The 21,713-nt window shown below is 74.7% G+C and carries 18 protein-coding genes; 11 read left to right on the top strand and 7 right to left on the bottom strand.

The window, feature by feature from the left end; translation table 11 throughout:
• Positions 1-8 precede the first annotated feature (8 nt).
• The 3 genes from DTB53_RS31410 to DTB53_RS31400 all read left to right on the top strand — a co-directional run bounded on the left by DTB53_RS31410 (position 9) and on the right by DTB53_RS31400 (position 5,107).
• Positions 9-2,471 carry a helicase C-terminal domain-containing protein gene (locus tag DTB53_RS31410; protein WP_012379712.1) on the top strand — a complete coding sequence of 821 codons (2,463 nt, stop codon included), beginning with the start codon at positions 9-11 and terminating at the stop codon, positions 2,469-2,471.
• A gap of 122 nt (positions 2,472-2,593) precedes the next feature.
• Positions 2,594-3,373, top strand: coding sequence for a YqjF family protein (locus DTB53_RS31405; protein ID WP_042496501.1), 780 nt, complete (start codon positions 2,594-2,596; stop codon positions 3,371-3,373).
• Positions 3,374-3,463: 90 nt separating this feature from the next.
• Positions 3,464-5,107 carry a DNA repair helicase XPB gene (locus tag DTB53_RS31400; protein WP_012379714.1) on the top strand — a complete coding sequence of 548 codons (1,644 nt, stop codon included), beginning with the start codon at positions 3,464-3,466 and terminating at the stop codon, positions 5,105-5,107.
• Positions 5,108-5,124: 17 nt separating this feature from the next.
• On the opposite strand, the gene DTB53_RS31395 is transcribed toward DTB53_RS31400, so the two are convergent.
• Positions 5,125-5,316 (bottom strand): hypothetical protein, encoded by a 192-nt coding sequence (locus DTB53_RS31395; RefSeq protein WP_003967306.1) that lies wholly within the window; start codon positions 5,314-5,316, stop codon positions 5,125-5,127.
• 372 nt (positions 5,317-5,688) lie between these two features.
• On the opposite strand from DTB53_RS31395, the gene DTB53_RS31390 reads away from it, so the two are divergent.
• Positions 5,689-7,791 (top strand): HelD family protein, encoded by a 2,103-nt coding sequence (locus DTB53_RS31390; protein ID WP_012379715.1) that lies wholly within the window; start codon positions 5,689-5,691, stop codon positions 7,789-7,791.
• A gap of 77 nt (positions 7,792-7,868) precedes the next feature.
• Here the strand turns inward: DTB53_RS31390 and DTB53_RS31385 are convergent, their stop codons facing one another.
• Positions 7,869-8,558, bottom strand: coding sequence for a copper homeostasis protein CutC (locus DTB53_RS31385; RefSeq protein WP_003967308.1), 690 nt, complete (start codon positions 8,556-8,558; stop codon positions 7,869-7,871).
• Between the two features lie 283 nt (positions 8,559-8,841).
• On the opposite strand from DTB53_RS31385, the gene DTB53_RS31380 reads away from it, so the two are divergent.
• Positions 8,842-11,139: a heavy metal translocating P-type ATPase gene (locus DTB53_RS31380; RefSeq protein ID WP_012379716.1), complete on the top strand. Its 2,298-nt coding sequence runs from the start codon at positions 8,842-8,844 to the stop codon at positions 11,137-11,139.
• 52 nt (positions 11,140-11,191) lie between these two features.
• Here the strand turns inward: DTB53_RS31380 and DTB53_RS31375 are convergent, their stop codons facing one another.
• From DTB53_RS31375 to DTB53_RS31365, 3 genes are read right to left on the bottom strand one after another with little or no spacing between them, the layout of a single operon-like run.
• A complete protein-coding gene (locus DTB53_RS31375; protein WP_012379717.1) occupies positions 11,192-12,067 on the bottom strand; it encodes a 5-oxoprolinase subunit C family protein in 876 nt (291 codons plus the stop codon).
• On the bottom strand, positions 12,064-12,831 hold the full coding sequence (locus DTB53_RS31370) for a 5-oxoprolinase subunit B family protein (RefSeq protein ID WP_003967311.1): 768 nt from the start codon (positions 12,829-12,831) through the stop codon (positions 12,064-12,066). Before DTB53_RS31370 ends, DTB53_RS31375 begins: the two co-directional genes overlap by 4 nt.
• On the bottom strand, positions 12,828-13,577 hold the full coding sequence (locus DTB53_RS31365) for a LamB/YcsF family protein (RefSeq protein ID WP_032774039.1): 750 nt from the start codon (positions 13,575-13,577) through the stop codon (positions 12,828-12,830). Before DTB53_RS31365 ends, DTB53_RS31370 begins: the two co-directional genes overlap by 4 nt.
• Before the next feature lie 196 nt (positions 13,578-13,773).
• On the opposite strand from DTB53_RS31365, the gene DTB53_RS31360 reads away from it, so the two are divergent.
• From DTB53_RS31360 to DTB53_RS31350, 3 genes are all read left to right on the top strand, one after another.
• Positions 13,774-14,535 (top strand): HD domain-containing protein, encoded by a 762-nt coding sequence (locus DTB53_RS31360; protein ID WP_012379718.1) that lies wholly within the window; start codon positions 13,774-13,776, stop codon positions 14,533-14,535.
• Positions 14,536-14,679: 144 nt separating this feature from the next.
• On the top strand, positions 14,680-15,915 hold the full coding sequence (locus DTB53_RS31355; RefSeq protein WP_012379719.1) for an outer membrane protein assembly factor BamB family protein: 1,236 nt from the start codon (positions 14,680-14,682) through the stop codon (positions 15,913-15,915).
• A 113-nt stretch (positions 15,916-16,028) separates the two neighbouring features.
• Positions 16,029-17,300 carry a Cmx/CmrA family chloramphenicol efflux MFS transporter gene (locus tag DTB53_RS31350; protein WP_012379720.1) on the top strand — a complete coding sequence of 424 codons (1,272 nt, stop codon included), beginning with the start codon at positions 16,029-16,031 and terminating at the stop codon, positions 17,298-17,300.
• Here DTB53_RS31350 and DTB53_RS31345 read toward each other — a convergent pair.
• Positions 17,233-17,514 (bottom strand): DUF4031 domain-containing protein, encoded by a 282-nt coding sequence (locus DTB53_RS31345; protein ID WP_003967316.1) that lies wholly within the window; start codon positions 17,512-17,514, stop codon positions 17,233-17,235. The genes DTB53_RS31350 and DTB53_RS31345 overlap by 68 nt on opposite strands.
• Entirely contained in the window at positions 17,511-17,882 is a 372-nt protein-coding gene (locus DTB53_RS31340; protein WP_012379721.1) for a DUF8819 family protein, read from the bottom strand. The genes DTB53_RS31345 and DTB53_RS31340 overlap by 4 nt, the downstream gene beginning before the upstream one ends.
• Positions 17,883-18,022: 140 nt before the next feature.
• Here DTB53_RS31340 and DTB53_RS31335 point away from each other — a divergent pair, with 140 nt between their 5' ends.
• Genes DTB53_RS31335 through DTB53_RS31325 form a run of 3 tightly spaced genes read left to right on the top strand, consistent with a single transcriptional unit; the run spans position 18,023 to position 21,641 of the window.
• Complete coding sequence (locus tag DTB53_RS31335; RefSeq protein WP_012379722.1) at positions 18,023-18,940, top strand: MurR/RpiR family transcriptional regulator; 918 nt, start codon at positions 18,023-18,025, stop codon at positions 18,938-18,940.
• Positions 18,941-18,996: 56 nt separating this feature from the next.
• On the top strand, positions 18,997-19,968 hold the full coding sequence (gene murQ, locus DTB53_RS31330) for an N-acetylmuramic acid 6-phosphate etherase (RefSeq protein WP_003967319.1): 972 nt from the start codon (positions 18,997-18,999) through the stop codon (positions 19,966-19,968).
• Between the two features lie 50 nt (positions 19,969-20,018).
• Entirely contained in the window at positions 20,019-21,641 is a 1,623-nt protein-coding gene (locus DTB53_RS31325; protein ID WP_012379723.1) for a PTS transporter subunit EIIC, read from the top strand.
• Positions 21,642-21,713: the final 72 nt, after the last annotated feature.

Genomic DNA, 21,713 nt, shown 5'->3' with positions numbered 1-21,713 from the left:
TGGGACGGATGGGGACGACCACACCACCGCGCACGCTCGCCGAAGCCCTGCGCGCCCGGGGCGACGAATCGCTGGCCGGGCTGCTGCGCGCCCGCCCCGACCTCCTCAACCCGGTGCCGAACGACATCACCCAGCTCGCCACCCGGGCCGGCACCCGGGCGTCCGTCGTCCGCGCGCTGGAACACCTGGACCGGTTCGCGTTGCAGACCGCCGAGGCGCTGGCGGTGGCCCCGGACCCGGCCCCGTACGACACGCTGCTCTCCCTGCTCACGGGCGACGGCCTGGACGACGGAGACCAGCGCGACGACGCGGGTGCGGCGGTCACCGCCGCGCTGCCGGGCGCGCTCGCGACCCTGCGCGAACAGGCCCTGGTCTGGGGCGAGGACGACCGGCTGCGGCTGGTGCGCACCGCCCGCGAACTGCTGGCCCCGTCCCCGCAGCACCCCTCGCCGACGGGCCTGGGCCCCACGGTCGCCGAGGCGACGGCGGGCATGTCGCCGGGCCGCCTCCAGGAGATCCTGGCGGCGACGGGACTGCCGGCGACGCACGACCCGGTCTCGGCGGTGGCCGCGCTGTCCGCCCTGTTCACGGACCGGACGCGGATGGCGGAGCTGCTGGACACCGCCCCGGTGGAGGCGCTGTCGGTGCTGGACCGGCTGGTGTGGGGCCCGCCGTACGGGGAGGTCACGCCCAACCCGACGCCTCCGGTGAAGTGGCTGCGCGACCGGGGCCTGTTGCTGCCGGTGTCGACGCGGACGGTGGTCCTGCCGCGCGAGGCGGCGCTCCATCTCCGGGCCGGGCGCGCGCACCGCGTGCCGGAACCGGTCCCCCCGGTCGTCCCGGCGGCGGCCGAACGCGATCCACAGGCTGTGGACAGGGCGGCGGCCGGGCAGGCGTTCACGGCGCTGTCCACGGTCGAGGAGCTGCTGAAGCTCTGGAACGGGGGCGGCCCCGCGATCCTGCGCGCGGGCGGCCTGAGCGTGCGCGAGCTGAAGCGCGCCGCGACCGCGCTGGACGTCTCCGAGCCGATCGCCGCGTTCTGGATCGAACTGGCCTACGGGGCGGGGCTGCTGGCCTCCGACGGGGAGACCGACGAACGGTACGCGCCGACGCCCGCGTCCGACGAGTGGCTCGACCTGTCCGCCGAGGACCGCTGGACCCATCTGGCCACCGCCTGGCTCGCCGCCACCCGCACCCCGGGCCTGGTCGGCGGCCAGGACGCCAAGGGCCGGGCCCTGTCCGCGCTCGGCCCGGAGCTGGACCGCTCGGCCGCCCCCGACGTACGCCGCCGGGTCCTGGCCCTGTTCGCCGAACTCCCGCCGGGCACCGCCCCGGAGACCGAGTCGCTGCTGCGACGGCTGCGCTGGGAACGCCCGTTGCGCGGCGCGGCTCCGGCCGCGGAGAGCGCGGACCTCCGCTCCCGCCTGGCCCTGTGGACGCTCAACGAGGCGGAGCTGCTGGGCATCACGGGCCGGGGCGCGCTCTCCGCGCAGGCCCGCGCGCTGCTCGACGAGGGCGAGGGGACGGCGGCGGCCCGCCTGGCTCCCCTCCTCCCCGACCCCCTGGACCACGTCCTGCTCCAGGCGGACCTGACGGCGGTGGCCCCGGGCCCCCTGGAACGCCCGCTGGCGGACACGCTCTCCGTCCTGGCCGACGTGGAGTCGAAGGGCGGCGCGACGGTGTACCGCTTCACGCCCGGCTCGGTGCGCCGCGCCCTGGACGCCGGGCAGGCGGCGGCCGACCTGCACGCGTTCCTGGCCGCGCACAGCCGCACGCCGGTGCCGCAGCCCCTGAGCTACCTGATCGACGACGTGGCCCGCCGCCACGGCCACCTGCGGATCGGGGCGGCGTCCGCGTACGTGCGCTGCGACGACGAGGCGGTCCTCAACGAGATCCTGGCCGACCGGCGCTCCACGGGACTGCGCCTGCGCCGCCTGGCCCCCACGGTCCTGGCCTCCCAGGCCGACCCCGGCTCCCTCCTGGAAGCCCTGCGCGACATGGGCTACGCCCCGGCCGCCGAATCCGCCGAGGGCGACGTCCTGATCACCCGCGCCGGCGCCCGCCGCACCCCGCCCCGCACGCCCCCGGTCCCGGTCCCCGAAGGCCCGCCGGTCCCGGACGACACCCTGCTCGGGGCGGCGGTCCGGGCCATCCGCGCGGGCGACACGGCCGCCACGGCGGTCCGCAAGGACCCGTCCGACGGCCCGTCGTCCACCACCCCCTCGGGCGCCCTCCCCCGCACCACCCCCGCCGAGACCCTGGCCACCGTCCAGGCGGCCGCGATGACGGGCTCGACGGTCTGGATCGGCTACGTCAACGCGGACGGCGCGGCGAGCCAGCGCGTGATCGCCCCGGTCCGCGTGGAGGGCGGCTTCGTCACGGCGTACGACCACACCGCCGACGAGGTCCGCACCTACCCGCTGCACCGGATCACGGGCGTGGCGGAGCTGGCGGAGGACGGGAAAGGGTAGGGCCGCCTTCCGCTGCGCCGCCCGGCCGGGAGATCGCCGGGCGCAGGGCCTCCGCCGCCGGGCGGGCCCGTCGGTCTCCCGTGCGGGCCGTCTGTGACGGCGCGGTCTGGAATGCTGCGGGCATGTCCTTCGCCGCCCGCGCCCCCGAGCCGAAGCCGGTGTCCCCCGAGCCCGTCTCCCCCCACCCGCCCGCCGCTTCGATGCCCCCGCTGCTCACCCAGTCCTGGCTGGACCTGGCGTTCCTGCACTGGGCCGTCGACCCGGCGGACGTCGCGCCGCTGCTGCCGCCGGGCACGGTGCCCGATACGTTCGACGGGGCGGCCCACGTGGGGCTCGTGGCGTTCCGGATGTACCGGGTGGGTGGGCTCGGGCTGCCGGGGATCCCCTATCTCGGGACCTTCCCGGAGACCAACGTCCGGCTGTACTCCGTGGACGGACAGGGGCGGCGCGCGGTCGTCTTCCGGTCCCTCGACGCCTCGCGGCTCGTCCCCGTCCTCGTGGCGCGGGCCGCGTTCCGGCTGCCGTACGTGTGGTCCCGGATGGGCGTCGAACGGTCCGGCGACACCCTCACGTACACGAGCACCCGGCGGTGGCCCGGCCCGCGCGGTGCGCGCAGCCGGATCGTGCTGCGCACCGGGGAGGCGATCGAACGGCCGACGCCCCTGGAGCACTTCCTCACCGCCCGGTGGGCCCTGCACAGCTCGTTCCTCGGGCGGACCGCGTATCTGCCGAACGTCCACCCCCGCTGGCCGCTGCACCGGGCGGACCTGCTGGAGTGCGACGAGGACCTGGTGGCGGCGGGCGGGCTGCCCGCACCCGCCGGGGAGCCGATGAGCGTGCTGTACTCCCCGGGCGTCCCGGTCCGCTTCGGGCCGCAGCGCAGGCCCCGGGCCAGGGGCTGACCGCGCACCCACCCCGCCCCGCCCCGCGATGCGGCACACTGGACGTTTGGCCGCGTCCGTGGCCGCACCCCGCAGAAAGGGCCGAAGCGCGTGAGCGGACCCCTCATCGTCCAGAGCGACAAGACGCTGCTCCTCGAAGTCGACCACGACCTGGCGGACGCCTGCCGTCGTGCCATCGCGCCGTTCGCGGAGCTGGAGCGTGCGCCCGAGCACATCCACACCTACCGGGTCACCCCGCTCGGGCTGTGGAACGCACGTGCCGCCGGGCACGACGCCGAGCAGGTCGTCGACGCGCTCGTCGAGTACTCCCGGTACCCCGTGCCGCACGCGCTCCTGGTCGACATCGCCGAGACGATGGCGCGGTACGGGCGGCTCACCCTGTCCAAGCATCCGGTGCACGGGCTCGTGCTCACCACCACCGACCGGCCCGTGCTGGAGGAGATCCTCCGGTCGAAGAAGGTCCAGCCGCTGGTCGGGGCCCGGATCGACCCGGACACCGTGGCCGTGCACCCCTCCGAGCGGGGGCAGGTCAAGCAGACCCTGCTCAAGCTGGGGTGGCCCGCCGAGGACCTCGCCGGATACGTCGACGGCGAGGCCCATCCGATCGAGCTGGCCGAGGACGGCTGGGCGCTGCGGCCGTACCAGAAGCAGGCCGTGGATGGGTTCTGGCACGGCGGGTCGGGCGTCGTCGTGCTGCCCTGCGGGGCCGGGAAGACCCTCGTGGGCGCCGGTGCCATGGCCGAGGCCAAGGCCACCACGCTCATCCTCGTCACCAACACCGTCTCCGCCCGGCAGTGGAAGCACGAGCTGGTGAAGCGGACCTCGCTGACCGAGGACGAGATCGGCGAGTACAGCGGGACGCGGAAGGAGATCCGTCCGGTCACCATCGCCACCTACCAGGTGCTGACCACCCGGCGCAAGGGCGTCTACCCGCACCTGGAGCTGTTCGACTCCCGCGACTGGGGGCTCGTCGTCTACGACGAGGTGCACCTGCTGCCCGCGCCCGTCTTCAAGTTCACCGCCGACCTCCAGGCCCGGCGGCGGCTGGGTCTCACGGCGACGCTGGTGCGGGAGGACGGGCGGGAGTCGGACGTGTTCTCGCTCATCGGGCCCAAGCGGTTCGACGCCCCGTGGAAGGAGATCGAGGCGCAGGGCTACATCGCGCCCGCCGACTGCGTCGAGGTCCGGGTCAACCTCACCGACTCCGAGCGGCTCGCCTACGCGACCGCCGAGACGGAGGAGAAGTACCGGTTCTGCGCCACCACCGCCACCAAGCGGAAGGTGACCGAGGCGCTGGTGCGCAAGCACCGGGGGGAGCAGACCCTGGTCATCGGGCAGTACATCGACCAACTCGACGAGCTGGGAGAACACCTGGACGCGCCGGTGATCAAGGGCGAGACCAGCAACGCCCAGCGCGAGAAGCTCTTCGACGCGTTCCGGAACGGGGAGATCAGCGTCCTCGTCGTCTCCAAGGTCGCCAACTTCTCCATCGACCTGCCCGAGGCGACCGTCGCCATCCAGGTCTCCGGGACCTTCGGGTCACGCCAGGAGGAGGCCCAGCGTCTGGGCCGGGTCCTGCGGCCGAAGGCCGACGGGCACGAGGCCCGGTTCTACTCGGTCGTCGCCCGCGACACCATCGACCAGGACTTCGCGGCGCACCGCCAGCGGTTCCTGGCCGAGCAGGGGTACGCGTACCGCATCGTCGACGCGGACGAGCTGCTCGCCGAGGGCTGAGCCCGGGAGGCGGGCGGTCAGCGGCCCCGGCCGGCGACGCCCGCCTCCTCCGCGTACTCCCCGAGGACGACGACGCCGAACGCCGCCGTGACGAACACCTTCACGGCGCGCACCGCGTCGCCGACGCGGTGGGGTCGGTGGTGACCGGTGGCCGCCGTCGCGCCGTGCGCGGGACCGGTCCTGCGTGGGTTCAGAGTGGCTGTGCTCATGTGTCCATGGTGCTCCCGTCACCCGTTCGGGCGCGTCGGCCCGCAGACGGAACCCCGGGGCCGGGCGGGTAGCCCTGCGGTGCCATGCCGGGGCGCGGCGTCCCCTACGGGTACCCCGGGTACCGAGCCCTCCGGCGGAGCCCGTAAACCGTTTCGACCGCGCCCCGCCCTGTGGCTACAATCGCCGGTCTGCCCGCCTCCCGCACCGTGGTACCGGCCTCTCACCGCCGGCAGCCGGGGGAGCGCCGCCGACCGGACGGAAACCGGCCGGCACCCACGCGAACCAACCTTCCGAGCGGACCGCCCCGCTCCCGGCCCCGGCCGGTACCGGCGCGGTCCGCCGTCCTGCGTTGAAGAGCCGGAGGCAACACCGTGCCCGCGCACGTAAGCGAAAGCGATTCCACCCCCGACCCCACCAGCACCACGGGCACCACCGATCCGCTGGCGCACGAACGGGCCCATCTCGCCGCGTCCCGCGCCGCCCTGCGCGGGATGCGCGAGGACGTCCAGGCCCTCGACATCCGCGACGTCACCGCGAACTGGGTCAACGCCGCCGTGCTCCAGGCCCAGATCGACGACCGCATCAAGGCGCTCGCCGACCTCTCCCACACCCCGCTGTTCTTCGGCCGCCTCGACTATCTGCACGCCGTCGGCGGCGAACTGGCCGAGGGGGCGGAGGGCGAGCGGTTCTACATCGGGCGGCGGCACGTCCACGACGCCGTCGGGGACCCCATGGTCATCGACTGGCGTGCGCCGGTCTCCCAGCCGTACTACCAGGCATCCCGCACGAACCCCCAGGACGTGGGGCTGCGCCGCCGCTTCGGCTACACCGGCGGCGAGCTGACCGCCTACGAGGACGAGCACCTCACCGATCCGGCGGAGGCCGAGCACACCAGCCGGCTCCTCCAGGCGGAGATCGAGCGGCCCCGCGTCGGCCCGATGCGCGACATCGTCGCCACCATCCAGCCCGAGCAGGACGAGATCGTCCGCAGCGGTCTCGGCGGGACCATCTGCGTGCAGGGCGGGCCCGGCACCGGGAAGACCGCCGTCGGCCTGCACCGGGTGGCGTACCTGCTGTACGCGCACCGCGAGCGGCTCGCCCGCACCGGCACCCTCGTCATCGGGCCGAACCGTTCCTTCCTGCACTACATCGAGCAGGTGCTGCCCGCGCTCGGCGAGCTGGAGGTGAAGCAGGCCACCGTCGACGACCTGGTGCGCACGGGCGTCGAGGTCCGGGGCGAGGACGAGGCGGCCACCGCCGTCGTCAAGGGCGACGCCCGCATGGCCGAGGTGCTGCGGCGGGCGATCCGCTCGCATGTGACCGCCCCCGTGGAGCCCGTCGTCGTGGTGCGCGGCTCCCGGCGCTGGCGGGTGCCCGCGTACGAGGTCCAGGAGATGGTCGACGAGCTGCTCGCCCGCGACATGCGGTACGGGGCGGCGCACGAGGCGCTGCCGCAGCGGATCGCGCACGCCGTCCTCGTACGGATGGAGGAGGCCGGGGAGGCCCCCGACGACCGGGTGCAGAACGCCGTGGCCCGGAATCCCGCCGTGAAGGCCGCCGTCAAGGCGGTCTGGCCCGCCGTGGACCCGGCGAAGGTCGTGCTGCGGCTGCTGTCCGACGCGGAGTTCCTGGCCGCCCACGCGGAGGGGCTGCTGAGCGAGGAGGAGCAGAAGCGGCTGCTGTGGGCCAAGCCCGCCCGCAGCGTGAAGTCCGCGAAGTGGTCGGCGGCCGACGCCGTGCTGATCGACGAGGCCGGTGACCTCGTCGCCCGTACGCACTCGCTCGGCCATGTCGTGCTCGACGAGGCGCAGGACCTCTCCCCCATGCAGTACCGGGCGGTGGGGCGGCGGTGCTCGACCGGTTCGGCCACCGTCCTCGGCGACCTCGCGCAGGGGACGACGCCGTGGTCCACGGAGAGCTGGGGCGAGGCGCTGTTCCACCTGGGCAAGGGGGACGCGGTGGTGGAGGAGCTCACGGCCGGTTTCCGCGTGCCGCGCGAGGTCATCGCGTACGCCTCCCGGCTGCTGCCCGTGATCTCGCCGGGGCTGGCCGCGGTGGAGTCGGTGCGTGAGTCGCCCGGCTCGCTGGTCGTGCGGGGGGTGGCGGGCGGTGCGGAGGGCCTGGACGCGGCCGTCGTCGCCGCCTGCGAGGAGTCGTTGCGCCACGAGGGGTCGATCGGGCTGATCGCCGCCGACGCCCGGATTCCGGCGCTGGGGGCGGCCCTGGCGGCGGCGGGCCACGCGCACCTCTCCCCCGGGGAGGAGACGACCGCCGCGTCGCGGCTGACGCTGGTGCCCGCGTCGCTGGCGAAGGGGCTGGAGTACGACTACGTGGTGCTCGACGAGCCGGCGGCCGTGGTCGACGGGGAGCCGGACGAGCGGACCGGGCTGCGGCGGCTGTACGTGGCGCTGACCCGTGCGGTCTCCGGGCTCACGGTGCTGCACGCGGCCCCGCTGCCGGGGGCGCTGGCCTGAGGGCCCGGGGTGGGGGCGGAACCCTCGCGGTTCTCCCGCCCCCACCACCCTCGCCGCCCCGGTCGCGAGGCGCCGGCTCAGGCGTCCAGCGCCTCGCGCCACTCCCGTACGGCCGCCGCGTCCACCGGGCCCGACCAGCCGCCGGGCCGGGCGGCGCCGCCGATGTGGACGGCGTCGATCCCCGCGGCCCGCAGCCGGGGCAGATGCCGCAGGTGGAGGCCGCCGCCGACCAGGACCTGGGCCTCGTACCCCGGCTCGCCGGTCCGGGCGGCCTCGGCGAGGAGGACCGGGATGCCGGAGTCGACTCCGTCCGGCGAGCCCGCCGTGAGGAACGTGTCGAGGCCGGGCAGGTCCGCGAGCTGCTTGCGCAGGGCGTCGCGGTCGACGGCCCGGTCGATCGCCCGGTGGAACGTCCACCGGCAGCCGTCCAGCTCGGCGACGAGCCGTTCGACGGCGACGAGGTCGGCGTGGCCCTCCCCGTCGAGGAAGCCGAACACGAACTCGTCGGCTCCCGCCTCCCGCATCTCGCGGGCCTTGCCGACCAGGACGTCGATGTCACCGGCGGCGAAGCCGTCCGCCACCCTGAGCATCACGCGCAGCGGGATGTCCACGGCGGACCTGATCGCCGCGAAGGTCTCCCGCGACGGGGTCAGACCGTCGGCGGCCATGTCGGTGACCAGTTCGAGGCGGTCTGCACCACCGGCCTGGGCAGCGACCGCGTCCTCCGCGTCGAGTGCGATCACCTCCAGGACTGCACGGTTGCTCATGGGTCCCCATTCCTCCGGTACGCAGCTATAGGTCTAGTCCAATGGCCAGCCTACGGGTCGGTAGACGGGCGGCGCAGCCCTCTATCTGAACGCACGGACACGAGGGCGCGCGAGCCGACCCCGCGGACGGGTGACGCACACCGCGCGCGCACCGGCGCGAAACGGGCGCGTCCACCGCGATCACCCCTTGCGCTTCATAGGGGAGGGGGGTATACATAGGGAGAGGAAGAGATACCCCCTAGGGGTATCCGGACGGCTTCGGAACAGCTTCAGGGAGGACCTCGTGTCCGCGCACTCCGCCACCACCGCCACCACCGCTGCCGACACCGCCGCGGTCGAGCTCGCGATCGGCGGGATGACCTGCGCCTCGTGCGCGGCCCGTATCGAGAAGAAGCTCAACCGCATGGACGGCGTCACCGCCACGGTGAACTACGCCACCGAGAAGGCGAAGGTCACCTACCTGGGCGCGGACGTGTCCGTCGAGGACCTGATCGCGACCGTCGAGGCCACCGGCTACACGGCCCGGCCACCCGCACCGCCGGCGTCCACCGCCTCCCCCGGGGGCAACAGTACGGACCCGGCGGGCGCGGCGGCCCCGAGCGAGGACGACGAGCTCACCTCCCTGCGCCAGCGCCTGGTCACCGCCGTGCTCCTCGCCGTACCGGTGATCGCGATGGCGATGGTCCCGGCGCTCCAGTTCGACTACTGGCAGTGGCTCTCCCTGACGCTGACCGCACCGGTCGTCGTCTACGCGGCGTGGCCGTTCCACCGGGCCGCCTGGACCAACGCGAAGCACGGCGCGGCGACGATGGACACGCTGATCTCCGTCGGCACCTCGGCCGCGTTCCTGTGGTCGTTGTGGGCGCTGTTCTTCGGGACCGCGGGCATGGTCGGGATGACGCACCCCTTCGAGCTGACCATCGCCCGCAGCGACGGCGCCGGGAACATCTACCTGGAGGCCGCGGCCGGGGTGACGGCGTTCATCCTCGCCGGGCGCTACTTCGAGGCACGCTCGAAGCGGAAGGCCGGGGCGGCGCTCAGGGCGCTGATGGAGCTGGGCGCCAAGGAGGTCAGGGTTCTGCGCGACGGCGTCGAGACGACGATCCCGACCGCCGAACTCCAGGTCGGGGACCGTTTCGTGGTCCGGCCCGGGGAGAAGATCGCGACGGACGGGACCGTCGTCGAGGGCTCCTCCGCCGTGGACGCCTCCATGCTCACCGGCGAGTCCGTCCCCGTCGAGGTCACCACCGGCGACACCGTCACCGGAGCCACCCTCAACGCCGGCGGACGCCTCGTCGTCGAAGCCACCCGCATCGGCGCCGACACCCAACTCGCCCGCATGGCCAAACTCGTCGAGGACGCCCAGAACGGCAAGGCCTCCGCACAACGCCTCGCCGACCGCATCTCCGCCGTCTTCGTCCCCATCGTCATCGCCCTCGCCCTCGCCACCCTCGGCTTCTGGCTCGGCAACGGCGCCGGACTCACCGCCGCCTTCACCGCGGCCGTCGCCGTCCTCATCATCGCCTGCCCCTGCGCCCTCGGCCTCGCCACCCCCACCGCCCTCATGGTCGGCACCGGCCGCGGCGCCCAGCTCGGCATCCTCATCAAGGGCCCCGAAGTCCTGGAGACCACCCGCCGCGCCGACACCATCGTCCTCGACAAGACCGGCACCGTCACCACCGGCCGCATGACCCTCCAGACCACCCACACCACCCACACCACCGACACCACCGAAGTCCTCCGCCTCGCAGGAGCACTGGAGAACGCCTCCGAACACCCCATCGCCCAAGCCGTCGCCACCGCCGCGGCCGACGCCACCGGCCCCCTCCCCACCCCCGAGGACTTCACCAACGTCCCCGGACTCGGCGTCCAGGGCATCGTCGAGGGCCACGCCGTCCTCGTCGGACGCGAACAGCTCCTGGCCGAGTGGGAGATCCGGCTCCCCGACCACCTCGCCGAGGCGAAGAGGGCCGCGGAGGCCGCCGGGCGCACCGCGATCACCGTGGCCTGGGACGGCGAGGCGCGGGCGGTGCTGGAGGTCGCCGACGCGGTCAAGGACACGAGCGCCGAAGCCATCCGCCGGCTCCGCGCCCTCGGGCTGACCCCGATCCTCCTCACCGGTGACAACCGGGCCGTGGCGGAGTCGGTCGCGGCCGAGGTCGGCATCGACGAGGTGTACGCGGAGGTCATGCCGCAGGACAAGGTGGACGTGGTCAAGCGCCTCCAGGCCGAGGGCCGTTCGGTCGCGATGGTCGGGGACGGGGTCAACGACGCCGCCGCCCTCGCCCAGGCCGACCTCGGCCTCGCGATGGGCACCGGCACCGACGCCGCCATCGAGGCCGGCGATCTGACCCTGGTCCGCGGCGACCTCAACGCCGCCGCCGACGCGATCCGCCTCTCCCGCCGCACGCTGTCCACCATCCGCACCAACCTGTTCTGGGCCTTCGCCTACAACGTCGGCGCCCTCCCGCTGGCCGCCGCCGGACTCCTCAACCCGATGATCGCCGGGGCCGCGATGGCCTTCTCGTCGGTCTTCGTGGTCGGCAACTCCCTGCGGCTGCGCACCTTCAAGGGCGCGTGAGACCCGGGGCGCGGAGTCGGAGCGCGGCGGAACCCCTTCGGTCCCGCCGCGCTCAGGCGCGTACGAAACGCAGCGGGGTGCCCGGCACCGCCCGCGCCGCCGCGGCGAGGGCCCGTTCGGGGACGACGCCGACGACCGGATAGCCGCCGGTCGTCGGATGGTCGTTGAGGAAGACGACGGGCCGGCCGTCCGGCGGCACCTGGATCGCGCCCAGGACCATGCCCTCGCTGGGCAGTTCCCCCGTACGGGACCGCTCCAGCGGCGGGCCCTCCGTGCGCAGGCCGATGCGGTTGCTGTGCGGCGAGACCCGGTAGACGGCGGTGAGGAGCGTACGGAGCGCCGCCCCGGTGAACCAGTCGTGGCGGGGCCCGGGATGGACCGGGAGCACCAGCTCGGCGGGGGCGCCCGGCCAGGGGACGGGACCGGCGTGCGGGGGCGGCCCGGCCGACGCCGGTTCGCCCAGCGGGAGTTCGTCGCCCTCGCTCAGCGGGGCGGGACCGAGCCCGGAGAGCAGGTCCGCCGAACGGCTGCCCAGCACCGGGTCGGGTGCCGGCCCGCCCGCGAAGGCCAGATACCCGCGGACACCGCACGCGGCGGGGCCCGCGTCCAGCACCGCGCCCGCGGGCACCCGCACCGGCGCGCCCCACGCCACCGGGCGACCGTCGACCGTCACCCGGCAGCCCGCCCCGCCGACGACGGCCACGACCGGCCGGTCCGGGCGGACCGCGCACCCGGTGAGGGTGGTCTCCAGGACGGCGGTGTCCGGCGGGTTGCCCACCAGCCGGTTGGCCAGCCGGGCGGCGGGCGCGTCCAGGAACCCGGCGCGCCCGACACCGAGGTGCGCCCAGCCGGGCCGGCCCGCGTCCTGGACGGTGGTCAGCGCCCCGGCCCGGACGACGTACAGCCGGCCGCCGGCGGCCGGTGTCACGGGTCCGCCCGGACGTCGCCCGCGCCTCGGCCGCTCTCCCCCACCGGCACGAACCGGACCGGCGTCCCCGGCGCGAGCAGCGCCGCCGGCTCCCGGGCCGGGTCCCACAGGGCGCCCGGGTCCGGCATCCGCCCCACGAGCTGCCAGCCGCCGGGCGACGGGCGCGGGTACACCCCCGTGTAGGGACCGGCGAGGGCCACGGCCCCGGCCGGGACCCGGGTCCGCGGGGTCGTGCGCCGGGGCACGTGCAGCGGTTCCGGCAGCCCGGTGAGATAGCCGAACCCGGGGGCGAACCCGCAGAACGCCACCCGGAACGCGGTACGGGAGTGCAGGGCGGCCACCTCCCCGGCCGGGACGCCCCAGAGCGCGGCGACCTCGTCGAGATCGGGGCCGTCGTAGACGACGGGGATCTCCACCGGTGCGCGGCCCTCGCGGGGCGGCGGCTCCGGCCGCCACGAGGCGAGGTCCCGGGCGAGGCGGTCCCGCGCCCCGGGGGCGCGCTGCCCGGCCGCGTTCCCGAGCCCGAGCCCGGCCCCGCCCCCGATGTCGATCCCGTCGATCAGAACGGTGCGGGCGGCCGGGACGATCTCGCGTACGGCGGGGAGTTCGCCGCGCTCGCGGCGGCGGAGCAGCTCGGCGTGGAAGGCCTCGGCGTGCTCGCCGTCGGCCAGCTCGACGAGCAGCGCGTGCGGCCCGGCGGGCAGGACGCGCACCTCGCCCGGAAGGACGCGCGCCGGGCCGGGCCCGGCCTCGCGGGCGCTCACGCGAACGCCCGTACCTCGACGCCCGCTTCCTCCAGCGCCGCCCGCACCCGGCGCGCGAGGGCCGCCGCGCCCGGGGTGTCCCCGTGGACGCAGAGCGAGCGCGCCGCGACCGGGATCCGGCTGCCGTCCGCCCCGGTCACCGCCCGCTCGACGGCCATCCCGACGCTCCGGCGTACGACGTCGTCCGGGTCGTGCACCACCGCGCCCGGCTCACCGCGCGGCACGAGGGTGCCCTGCGGGGTGTACGCGCGGTCGGCGAAGGCCTCCTGGACGGCGGGCAGTCCGGCCTCCGCCGCGTGGGCGAGCAGCCGGGATCCGGGCAGCCCCAGCACGGCCGGGGCGCCGCCCGCCAGCCGGACGCCCGCGACGACGGCGGCGGCCTGGTCGTCGTCCCAGACCACCCGGTTGTAGAGCGCGCCGTGCGGCTTGACGTAACTGACGGTGGCTCCGGCGGCCTCGGCGAAGACCCGCAGCGCGCCTATCTGGTAGGCGATCTCGGCGGTCAGCTCGGCGGGCGGCACGTCCATGGACCGGCGCCCGAACCCGGCCAGGTCCCGGTAGGAGACCTGGGCCCCGATCCGTACCCCGCCGGCCGCCGCCGCGTCGCAGACCCGCCGCATCACGGAGGCGTCGCCCGCGTGGAAACCGCAGGCCACGTTGGCGCTGGTGACACAGGCGAGGAGCGCGTCGTCGTCGGTCAGGGTCCAGTTGCCGAAGCCCTCGCCGAGATCCGCGTTGAGATCCATCATCACGGGCGCACGCTAATGACAGTTCAGCGGGGCGACAAGGGGCGGTCCGGGGGCCGGACGGGGGCCGGAGCCGCGGCCCGGCGGCCCGGGAGCCGGCCGGGCGGACCGACTCCGTCCGAGCGCCGTCCCGTCCTGGAGCCGTCCCGTCCTGGAGCCGTCCCGTCCTGGAGCCGTCCCGTCCTAGAGTCCTCCCATGACGGACAGCCCCCGCTCGCACGCCGCCGCTTCCCCCGACGCCGCTTCCCCCGACGCCGCTTCCCCCGACGCCGGTCTCCGTGACGCCGGTGCCGACGACGCCGGTGTCCATGACGCCGGGCTCCGTGACCGCTGGCACGACACGCTGCTCGCCGCGCGTGCCGGGGCGGACGGCCCCGATCCCCTCCCCTACGCCGAGAACCTCCTCGCCCGCTGGGCCGAGCCGCAGCGCCGCTACCACACGACCGCCCACCTGGCCGCCGTCCTGGACGGCGTCGACACCCTCGCCGGGCACGCCGACGACGTGCACGCGGTACGCCTCGCCGCCTGGTTCCACGACGCGGTGTACCGGCCCGACCGGACGGAGAACGAGGAGCGCAGCGCCGCCCTCGCCGAGCGGGCGCTGGCCGAGGCGGGGGTGCCGGAGGCGGTGGTGGCGGAGGTGGCCCGGCTGGTCCGCCTCACCGTCACGCACGACCCGGCGGACGGCGACCGCAACGGCGAGGCGCTGTGCGACGCCGACCTCGCGGTCCTGGCGGGCGACCCGCGGGAGTACGGGGCGTACGCGGCCCGGGTCCGGGAGGAGTACGGCTTCGTCCCGGACGGTGCGTTCCGGGACGGCCGGGCGGCGGTGCTGCGGCACCTCCTCGACCTGCCGAGGCTGTTCCGTACCCCGCACGGCGCTGCCGCGTGGGAGGCGCGGGCCCGGCACAACCTGGCGACCGAGCTGGAACTGCTGGCCTCGTCCGGCGCCGGCTGACCCGGCGCCCGGCCCCCGCCGACCGGTGAATGTTCCGGTTCGTTCACGGTGTCGTCCCGGACATGCCCTGGCCCGACCGGTGCGGCCCGGACACCGCTAACGTCTCGCATCGCAGATGCACACACGACTCCACGGGGGTAAGCGATGTCCAAGGCACTCGGCACGGCGGTCGGCAGAACCTCCCGGCGGCGCCTCCTGCGCCTGGCCGGAGGCGGGATCACGATGGCGGCGCTCGGGGCCGGGCTGACCGGCTGCGAGGACGAGCTCGCGACGGGCGGCGAAGGCAGCACGCCGCCGCCGCGCAGCGCCTCGCCCGAGGACGGGAAGGCGCCCGAGGACGGCAAGGCCCCCGCGCCGCTGTGGACGAGGTCGACGTCGGCGCAGACCTACGGGGACAACGACGAGCTCGTGGCCGTGGACGGCGTGGTGATCGCGAGCGGTGATCCGCTGGTCGCCTTCGACGGCGCGTCCGGCGAGGAGCGGTGGTCCCTGCCGGACGGCGCGGTGCCCGGGGCGCCGCTGCTGCTCGGCGACGGCACCCTGTACCTGGAGAGCGGCCAGTACGACGGCAGCGTCGCCGGCTATGTGCCGGGGTCCGGCAAGGAGGCCTGGCGCAGCCGCCTGGGCAAGGAGTACCGGCAGCCGAGGCCGGTCGCGGTGGACGGGGAGCAGGTGTACGTCATCGCGGAGATCCTGGAGGCCGACGGCTCGTCCCACACCAATGTGATCGCCGCGCTGAACAGCCGTACGGGCAAGGTCGCCTGGAAGGAACAGCGCGACCTCGGCACCCAGCAGAACGGCGTCCACGCCGCCGTACGGGACCGCTACCTCGTCTACACCGACTTCAAGAACAACCTCACGGTCCGCGACACCGCCACCGGCAAGCAGGTGTGGACGCAGAAGACGACGAAGACGAGCTACGGGCCGTTCGTCGTGCACCGGGATCTGGTGATCGTCCCGCAGGGGCAGCGGCTCCAGGCCTTCGCGCTCTCCGACGGGTCCGAGAAGTGGTCGGTGCGGTCCGAGGAGTTCACCGCCTTCCGGGAGCCGTCCCTCGTGGAGGACGTGCTCTACATCGCGGACAGCGGCCGGACGCTGTGGGCCGTCGAGCCGGGGACCGGCAGGAAGATCTGGCAGTCCACGGAACTCAAGGACGCGGGCGGGCAGGTGCCCCGGCAGTTCGTCAAGGCGGGCGGCACGCTCTACGGGGCCACCGATCTCGACGAGCAGGGCGGCGTCCACGCCTTCGACGCGAAGGCGGGCGGCCTGCGCTGGACGTTCAACGACAGGTCCGGCGACCACCACGCCTGGCTGGTGGCCACCGACGGCAAGCGCGTCTTCGCCCTGCACGGCAAGAAGCTGCACGCCCTTCCCGCGTGACGCGGGCATGAAGCGCGTGTGAACAGGGACGCTCTCGTCCGACGCCGGGAATGCGGCGGCGTTCCCCGGCGTTGGGACGAGTCATGCCCGACTCTCCCTCCCGCCGCGCACCCATGCCGCTGGCCGTATACATTCTCGGCCTCTCGGTCTTCGCACTCGGCACCAGCGAGTTCATGCTGTCGGGCCTGCTGCCGCCCATCGCCGACGACATGAACGTGTCCATCCCGCAGGCCGGACTCCTCATATCCGCGTTCGCGATCGGCATGGTGGTCGGCGCCCCGCTGCTGGCCGTCGCCACACTCCGGCTGCCGCGCCGCACCACGCTGATCGCGCTGATCTCGGTGTTCGGCCTCGGCCAGATCGCCGGTGCGCTGGCCCCGACGTACGAGATCCTCTTCGTCTCCCGCGTGGTGAGCGCACTCGCCTGCGCGGGCTTCTGGGCGGTCGGCGCGGCCGTGGCCATCGCGATGGTCCCGGTGAACCAGCGGGCGCGCGCGATGGCCGTGATGATCGGCGGCCTCTCCGTCGCGAACGTGCTGGGCGTGCCGCTGGGGGCCTTCCTCGGCGAGCACCTCGGCTGGCGTTCGGCGTTCTGGGCGGTCGGCGCGGCCTCGGCGGTGGCCCTGATCGGGGTCGTCACGCGCATCCCGCACATCCCGCTGCCCGAGAAGAAGCCCGAGCTGAAGCGGGAGCTGGCGATCTACCGGGACCGGCAGGTCTGGCTGGCCATCGTGATCACCGCGCTCGCGGCGGGCGGGGTGTTCTGCGCGTTCAGCTACCTGGCGCCGCTGCTGACGGACGTGGCGGGCCTGGACTCCGGCTGGGTGCCGTGGATCCTCGGCCTGTTCGGGGCGGGTGCGCTGATCGGCACGATGATCGGCGGCCGGGTCGCGGACGCGCACCTCTTCGGGGTGCTGCTGGGCGGCATCACGGCGTCCACGGTGTTCCTGGTGGCGCTGGCCCTCCTCGCCTCCAGCCAGGTCGCGGTCGTCGGGCTGGCGTTCCTGCTCGGCCTGTCCGCCTTCTTCACCGCACCGGCGCTGAACGCCCGGATGTTCAACGTGGCCGGGGCCGCACCGACGCTGGCCGGGGCCACCACGACGGCGGCGTTCAACCTGGGCAACACGAGCGGCCCCTGGCTCGGCGGCACGGTGATCGACCTGGACTTCGGCTTCGCCTCCACCGCGTGGGCGGGGGCCGCGATGACGGCCCTGGCTCTGGCGGCGGTGGGGGTGGCCCTGCGCCTCCAGCGCGGCGGCGGGAGCGGCCGGACGCGTTCGCGGCTGATCGCCAGGAGCACGGCGGGGCCCGAGGCCCCTAAGGACGGACGCCCGGCGCCGGCCGCCCCTTCGGCCTCCTCAGTCCCGCATCCGTCAGGCGCCTGACCAGCTCCTTCGAGCCGATCTCCCGCGCCCCGGCCCGCACCGCGTCCGCGTAGTGGGCCTGCGGCACGTCGTAGTGGTCGCGCTCGAAGGCGCGTGGCGGGCAGCCGATCGCGGCGGCGAAGGCGTGCAGTTCCTCGAACGACACATCGCTGACCAGGTGCGACCAGAGGCGGCCGTGTCCGGGCCAGGTGGGCGGGTCGATGTAGACCGTCACCGCCGCGGCACCTCGCCCAGCGCCCCCACCGGGGCCACCGCCACGGCCGCCTTGGTGCACACCCAGTGCGGGTCGGGCCCGAGCTCCGGCTCCACGTCCAGCGCGTGCGGTTCCTCCGCCGCCGAGCACGCGGGGCACAGCGGCCACCGCCCGTACCGCTCCAGCAGCGCGTCCTGCACGTCCTGGGCGACCAGCCCGGCGATGAACTCCGCCCCCTCGGGCCACTGCTCCACCCACCACCGGCGGTGCGTCACCGCGTCCTCGACCAGCGAGACGATGTCGGCCTCGGCGACTCCGCCGGCCGCCAGGTCGGCCATGACGAGCGCGCGGGCGGTGTGCAGGGCCTGCTCCAGGGGGTTCAACTCCATGCCCCCATTGTGCGCCCGCGCGGGAGGTCTCCCGTCGGGGCAGCCCCCGCCACCGCCCCGGGAGCGCGGGTGGCGGCGCCGCCAGAGGCAGGGACCGGAGAGGGGTTGACGGACCCCGGGGTTGAAAATATCTTTCACATGTGACCAGTGAAGTGAAGGAAATTTTCAGCGGCGATTCCCCGCCGGCCCCCGCGGCCCTCGCCGCCAAGGTCCGGACCCTCGCCCCCTCCATGACCCGCTCGATGCAGCTGGTCGCCGAAGCCGTGGCGGGCGACCCGGCGGGATGCGCCGCCCTCACCGTCACCGGTCTCGCCGAGCGCACCGGCACCAGCGAAGCCACCGTCGTCCGCACCGCCCGGCTCCTCGGCTACCCGGGCTACCGGGATCTGCGCCTCGCGCTGGCCGGGCTCGCCGCGCACCAGGAGTCCGGCCGGGCGCCCGCCGTCACCGCCGACATCGCGGTCGACGACCCCATCGCCGACGTGGTCGCCAAGCTCGCCTACGACGAGCAGCAGACCCTCGCCGACACCGCCGCCGGGCTCGACACCGTGCAGCTGGGGGCCGCGGTCGCCGCCGCGTCGACCGCCCGCCGCATCGACGTCTACGGCGTCGGCGCATCCTCCCTCGTCGGCCAGGACCTGGCGCAGAAGCTGCTCCGCATCGGGCTGATCGCCCACGCCCACACGGACCCGCACCTCGCGGTGACCAACGCCGTGCAGCTGCGCAGCGGCGACGTGGCCATCGCGATCACGCACTCCGGCTCCACCGGCGACGTCATCGAACCGCTGCGGGTCGCCTTCGACCACGGGGCGACGACGATCGCGATCACCGGCCGGCCCGACGGGCCCGTGACGCAGTACGCGGACCACGTGCTGACCACGTCCACCGCGCGCGAGAGCGAGCTGCGCCCCGCCGCCATGTCGAGCCGCACCAGCCAGCTGCTCGTCGTGGACTGCCTGTTCATAGGCGTCGCGCAGCGGACGTACGAGACCGCCGCGCCCGCCCTGGCCGCCTCCTACGAGGCGCTCGCCCACCGCCACAACCCGCGCACCCGCTGACCGCCCCACCCGTACGCGTACGAGACCGAGCACCCGAGAAAGCTGAGCCGCACCCCATGACCTCCACCACCGACGCGAACACCGACACCCCCGAGGCCGCCGGGACCTACGGCGAGCTCCGCGCCCAGCTGGCCACCCTCACCACCGAGGCGTTCCGCCCCGAGCTGGCCGAGATCGACCGGCAGCCCACCCGGGAGATCGCGCGGATCATGAACGGCGAGGACGCCACCGTCCCGGCCGCCGTCGCCGAGCGGCTCCCGCAGATCGCCGCGGCCATCGACGCCACCGCCGAACGCATGGCGCGCGGCGGCCGGCTGGTCTACGCGGGCGCGGGCACCGCGGGCCGCCTCGGGGTGCTGGACGCCAGCGAGTGCCCGCCCACCTTCAACACCGACCCGTCCGAGGTCATCGGCCTGATCGCGGGCGGCCCCTCCGCCATGGTCACCGCCGTCGAGGGCGCGGAGGACAGCAAGGAGCTGGCCGCCGCCGACCTCGACGGGCTGAAGCTGACCGCCGACGACACCGTGGTCGGCGTCTCCGCCTCCGGCCGCACGCCGTACGCCATCGGCGCGGTCGAACACGCCCGCGCCCTGGGCGCCCTGACCATCGGGCTCTCCTGCAACGCGGACTCGGCGCTCGCGGCGGCGGCGGAGCACGGCCTGGAGATCGTCACCGGCCCCGAGCTGCTCACCGGCTCGACCCGGCTGAAGGCCGGCACGGCCCAGAAGCTCGTCCTCAACATGATCTCGACGATCACGATGATCCGGCTCGGCAAGACGTACGGGAACCTCATGGTCGACGTCCGCGCCTCCAACGAGAAGCTGCGGGCCCGCTCCCGGCACATCGTCGCCCTGGCCACCGGCGCGTCCGACGCCGAGATCGAGGCCGCACTCGCCGCCACCGACGGCGAGGTCAAGAACGCGATCCTGGTCATCCTCGGCCAGGTCGACGGCCCCACCGCCGCCACCCGCCTCACCGAGGCGGACGGCCACCTGCGCGCCGCTCTCACGGCCGTACGCACCACCTGACCCACCCGGGTCCCCCGCCCCACCCCCCGCACAGCAAGGCACCGAGCACCATGGCCCCAGAAGACAAGAACCGCGCCACCGCCGCCGCGATCCTGCCGCTCGTCGGCGGGGCCGCGAACGTCGCCTCCATCGCCCACTGCATGACCCGGCTCCGCCTCGGTCTGCACGACCGGTCCCTCGTCGACGACGAGGCGCTGAAGGCCCTGCCCGCCGTGATGGGCGTCGTCGAGGACGACACGTACCAGATCGTGCTGGGTCCCGGCACGGTCGCCCGGGTCACCCCGCAGTTCGAGCAGCTGGTCGAGGAGGTCCGCGCGACCGCGCCCGAACCGGCCGCCGGGCCCGGTGCGGGTCCCGCCCCCGCCCCGGACTCCGCTCCCGCCTCCGCTACCGCCTCCGCCGAGGAACTGGCCGCACAGGGCGCCGCGATCAAGGCGCGGCGGAAGGCGAAGAACGCCACCCCGTTCAAGCTGTTCCTGCGCCGGATCGCCAACATCTTCGTGCCGCTGATCCCGGCGCTCATCGGCTGCGGGATCATCGCGGGCCTCAACGGCCTGCTGGTCAACCTGGGATGGCTGCCGGGCGTGACGCCCGCGCTGGCGGCGATGGCGTCCGGGTTCATGGCGCTGATCGCCGTGTTCGTGGGCCACAACACGGCGAAGGAGTTCGGCGGCACGCCGATCCTGGGCGGTGCGGTGGCGGCGATCATCGTCTTCCCGGGCGTCGCGAACATCGACGCGTTCGGCCAGACGCTCTCCCCCGGCCAGGGCGGTGTGCTCGGCGCGCTGGGTGCGGCGGTCCTCGCCGTGTACGTGGAGAAGTGGTGCCGCCGATGGGTGCCGGAAGCGCTGGACGTCCTGGTCACCCCGACCCTCACCGTGCTGATCTCCGGCCTGGTGACGATCTTCGGTCTGATGTACGTGGCGGGCGAGGTGTCCTCCGCGATCGGCACGTTCGCCGACTGGCTGCTGTCCAACGGCGGCGCGGGCGCGGGCTTCGTGCTCGGCGGCCTGTTCCTGCCCCTGGTGATGCTGGGCCTGCACCAGGCGCTGATCCCGATCCACACCACGCTCATCGAGCAGCAGGGCTACACGGTCCTGCTCCCGATCCTCGCGATGGCCGGTGCGGGCCAGGTGGGCGCGGCCGTGGCCGTCTACTTCCGCCTCCCCCGCAACGAGTCGATCCGCCGCACCGTCAAGTCCGCGCTCCCGGCGGGCCTGCTGGGCGTGGGCGAGCCCCTGATCTACGGCGTCTCGCTCCCGCTGGGCCGCCCGTTCGTCACGGCGTGCGTCGGCGGCGCGTTCGGCGCCGGGTTCGTCGGCCTGTTCCACCAGCTCGGCGACACGGTCGGCTCGACGGCCATCGGCCCGTCCGGCTGGGCCCTGTTCCCCCTCCTGGACGGCAACCACGGCCTGGGCTCGACGATCGCGATCTACGCGGGCGGCCTGCTGATCGGCTATGTCGCCGGGTTCGTCGCGACGTACTTCTTCGGCTTCGGCAAGGACCTGCTGGCCGAGTTCAACGTCTCCCAGGAGCCGGCCCCGTCCACGGTCGCCGCCCACGGCAACACCCCCGCCGCCACCGCCACGGCCGGCCCGGACGGCCCTGCCGGTCCCGACTCCGACGGCACCGACCCCGGCGCCTCCCCGGCCAAGGCCCCGGCCGGGGTCTGACCCCGCACCCGGCCCCCTCCCCCACCCGCCCCGGCGGTACGGGGAAGGGGGGCCGGGTGCGTCGCGCGGACT

Origin of the sequence: Streptomyces griseus, from assembly GCF_900460065.1 — a bacterium.
In the GTDB taxonomy this organism is placed as follows: Bacteria; Actinomycetota; Actinomycetes; order Streptomycetales; family Streptomycetaceae; genus Streptomyces; species Streptomyces griseus.
The sequence above is the reverse complement of the archived record's forward strand: the minus strand, read 5'-3'. Positions and strand labels throughout refer to the sequence as shown.

What these genes read in the sequence shown, in the direction of transcription:
- DTB53_RS31385 (WP_003967308.1), bottom strand. Translation starts at nt 8,558, where the DNA reads ATGAGCAACCGTGCAGTCCTGGAGGTGATCGCACTCGACGCGGAGGAC.
- DTB53_RS31410 (WP_012379712.1), top strand. Translation starts at nt 9, where the DNA reads ATGGGGACGACCACACCACCGCGCACGCTCGCCGAAGCCCTGCGCGCC.
- DTB53_RS31325 (WP_012379723.1), top strand. Translation starts at nt 20,019, where the DNA reads ATGGCCCCAGAAGACAAGAACCGCGCCACCGCCGCCGCGATCCTGCCG.
- DTB53_RS31365 (WP_032774039.1), bottom strand. Translation starts at nt 13,577, where the DNA reads ATGGATCTCAACGCGGATCTCGGCGAGGGCTTCGGCAACTGGACCCTG.
- DTB53_RS31355 (WP_012379719.1), top strand. Translation starts at nt 14,680, where the DNA reads ATGTCCAAGGCACTCGGCACGGCGGTCGGCAGAACCTCCCGGCGGCGC.
- DTB53_RS31395 (WP_003967306.1), bottom strand. Translation starts at nt 5,316, where the DNA reads ATGAGCACAGCCACTCTGAACCCACGCAGGACCGGTCCCGCGCACGGC.
- DTB53_RS31360 (WP_012379718.1), top strand. Translation starts at nt 13,774, where the DNA reads ATGACGGACAGCCCCCGCTCGCACGCCGCCGCTTCCCCCGACGCCGCT.
- DTB53_RS31350 (WP_012379720.1), top strand. Translation starts at nt 16,029, where the DNA reads ATGCCGCTGGCCGTATACATTCTCGGCCTCTCGGTCTTCGCACTCGGC.
- DTB53_RS31405 (WP_042496501.1), top strand. Translation starts at nt 2,594, where the DNA reads ATGTCCTTCGCCGCCCGCGCCCCCGAGCCGAAGCCGGTGTCCCCCGAG.
- DTB53_RS31340 (WP_012379721.1), bottom strand. Translation starts at nt 17,882, where the DNA reads ATGGAGTTGAACCCCCTGGAGCAGGCCCTGCACACCGCCCGCGCGCTC.
- murQ (WP_003967319.1), top strand. Translation starts at nt 18,997, where the DNA reads ATGACCTCCACCACCGACGCGAACACCGACACCCCCGAGGCCGCCGGG.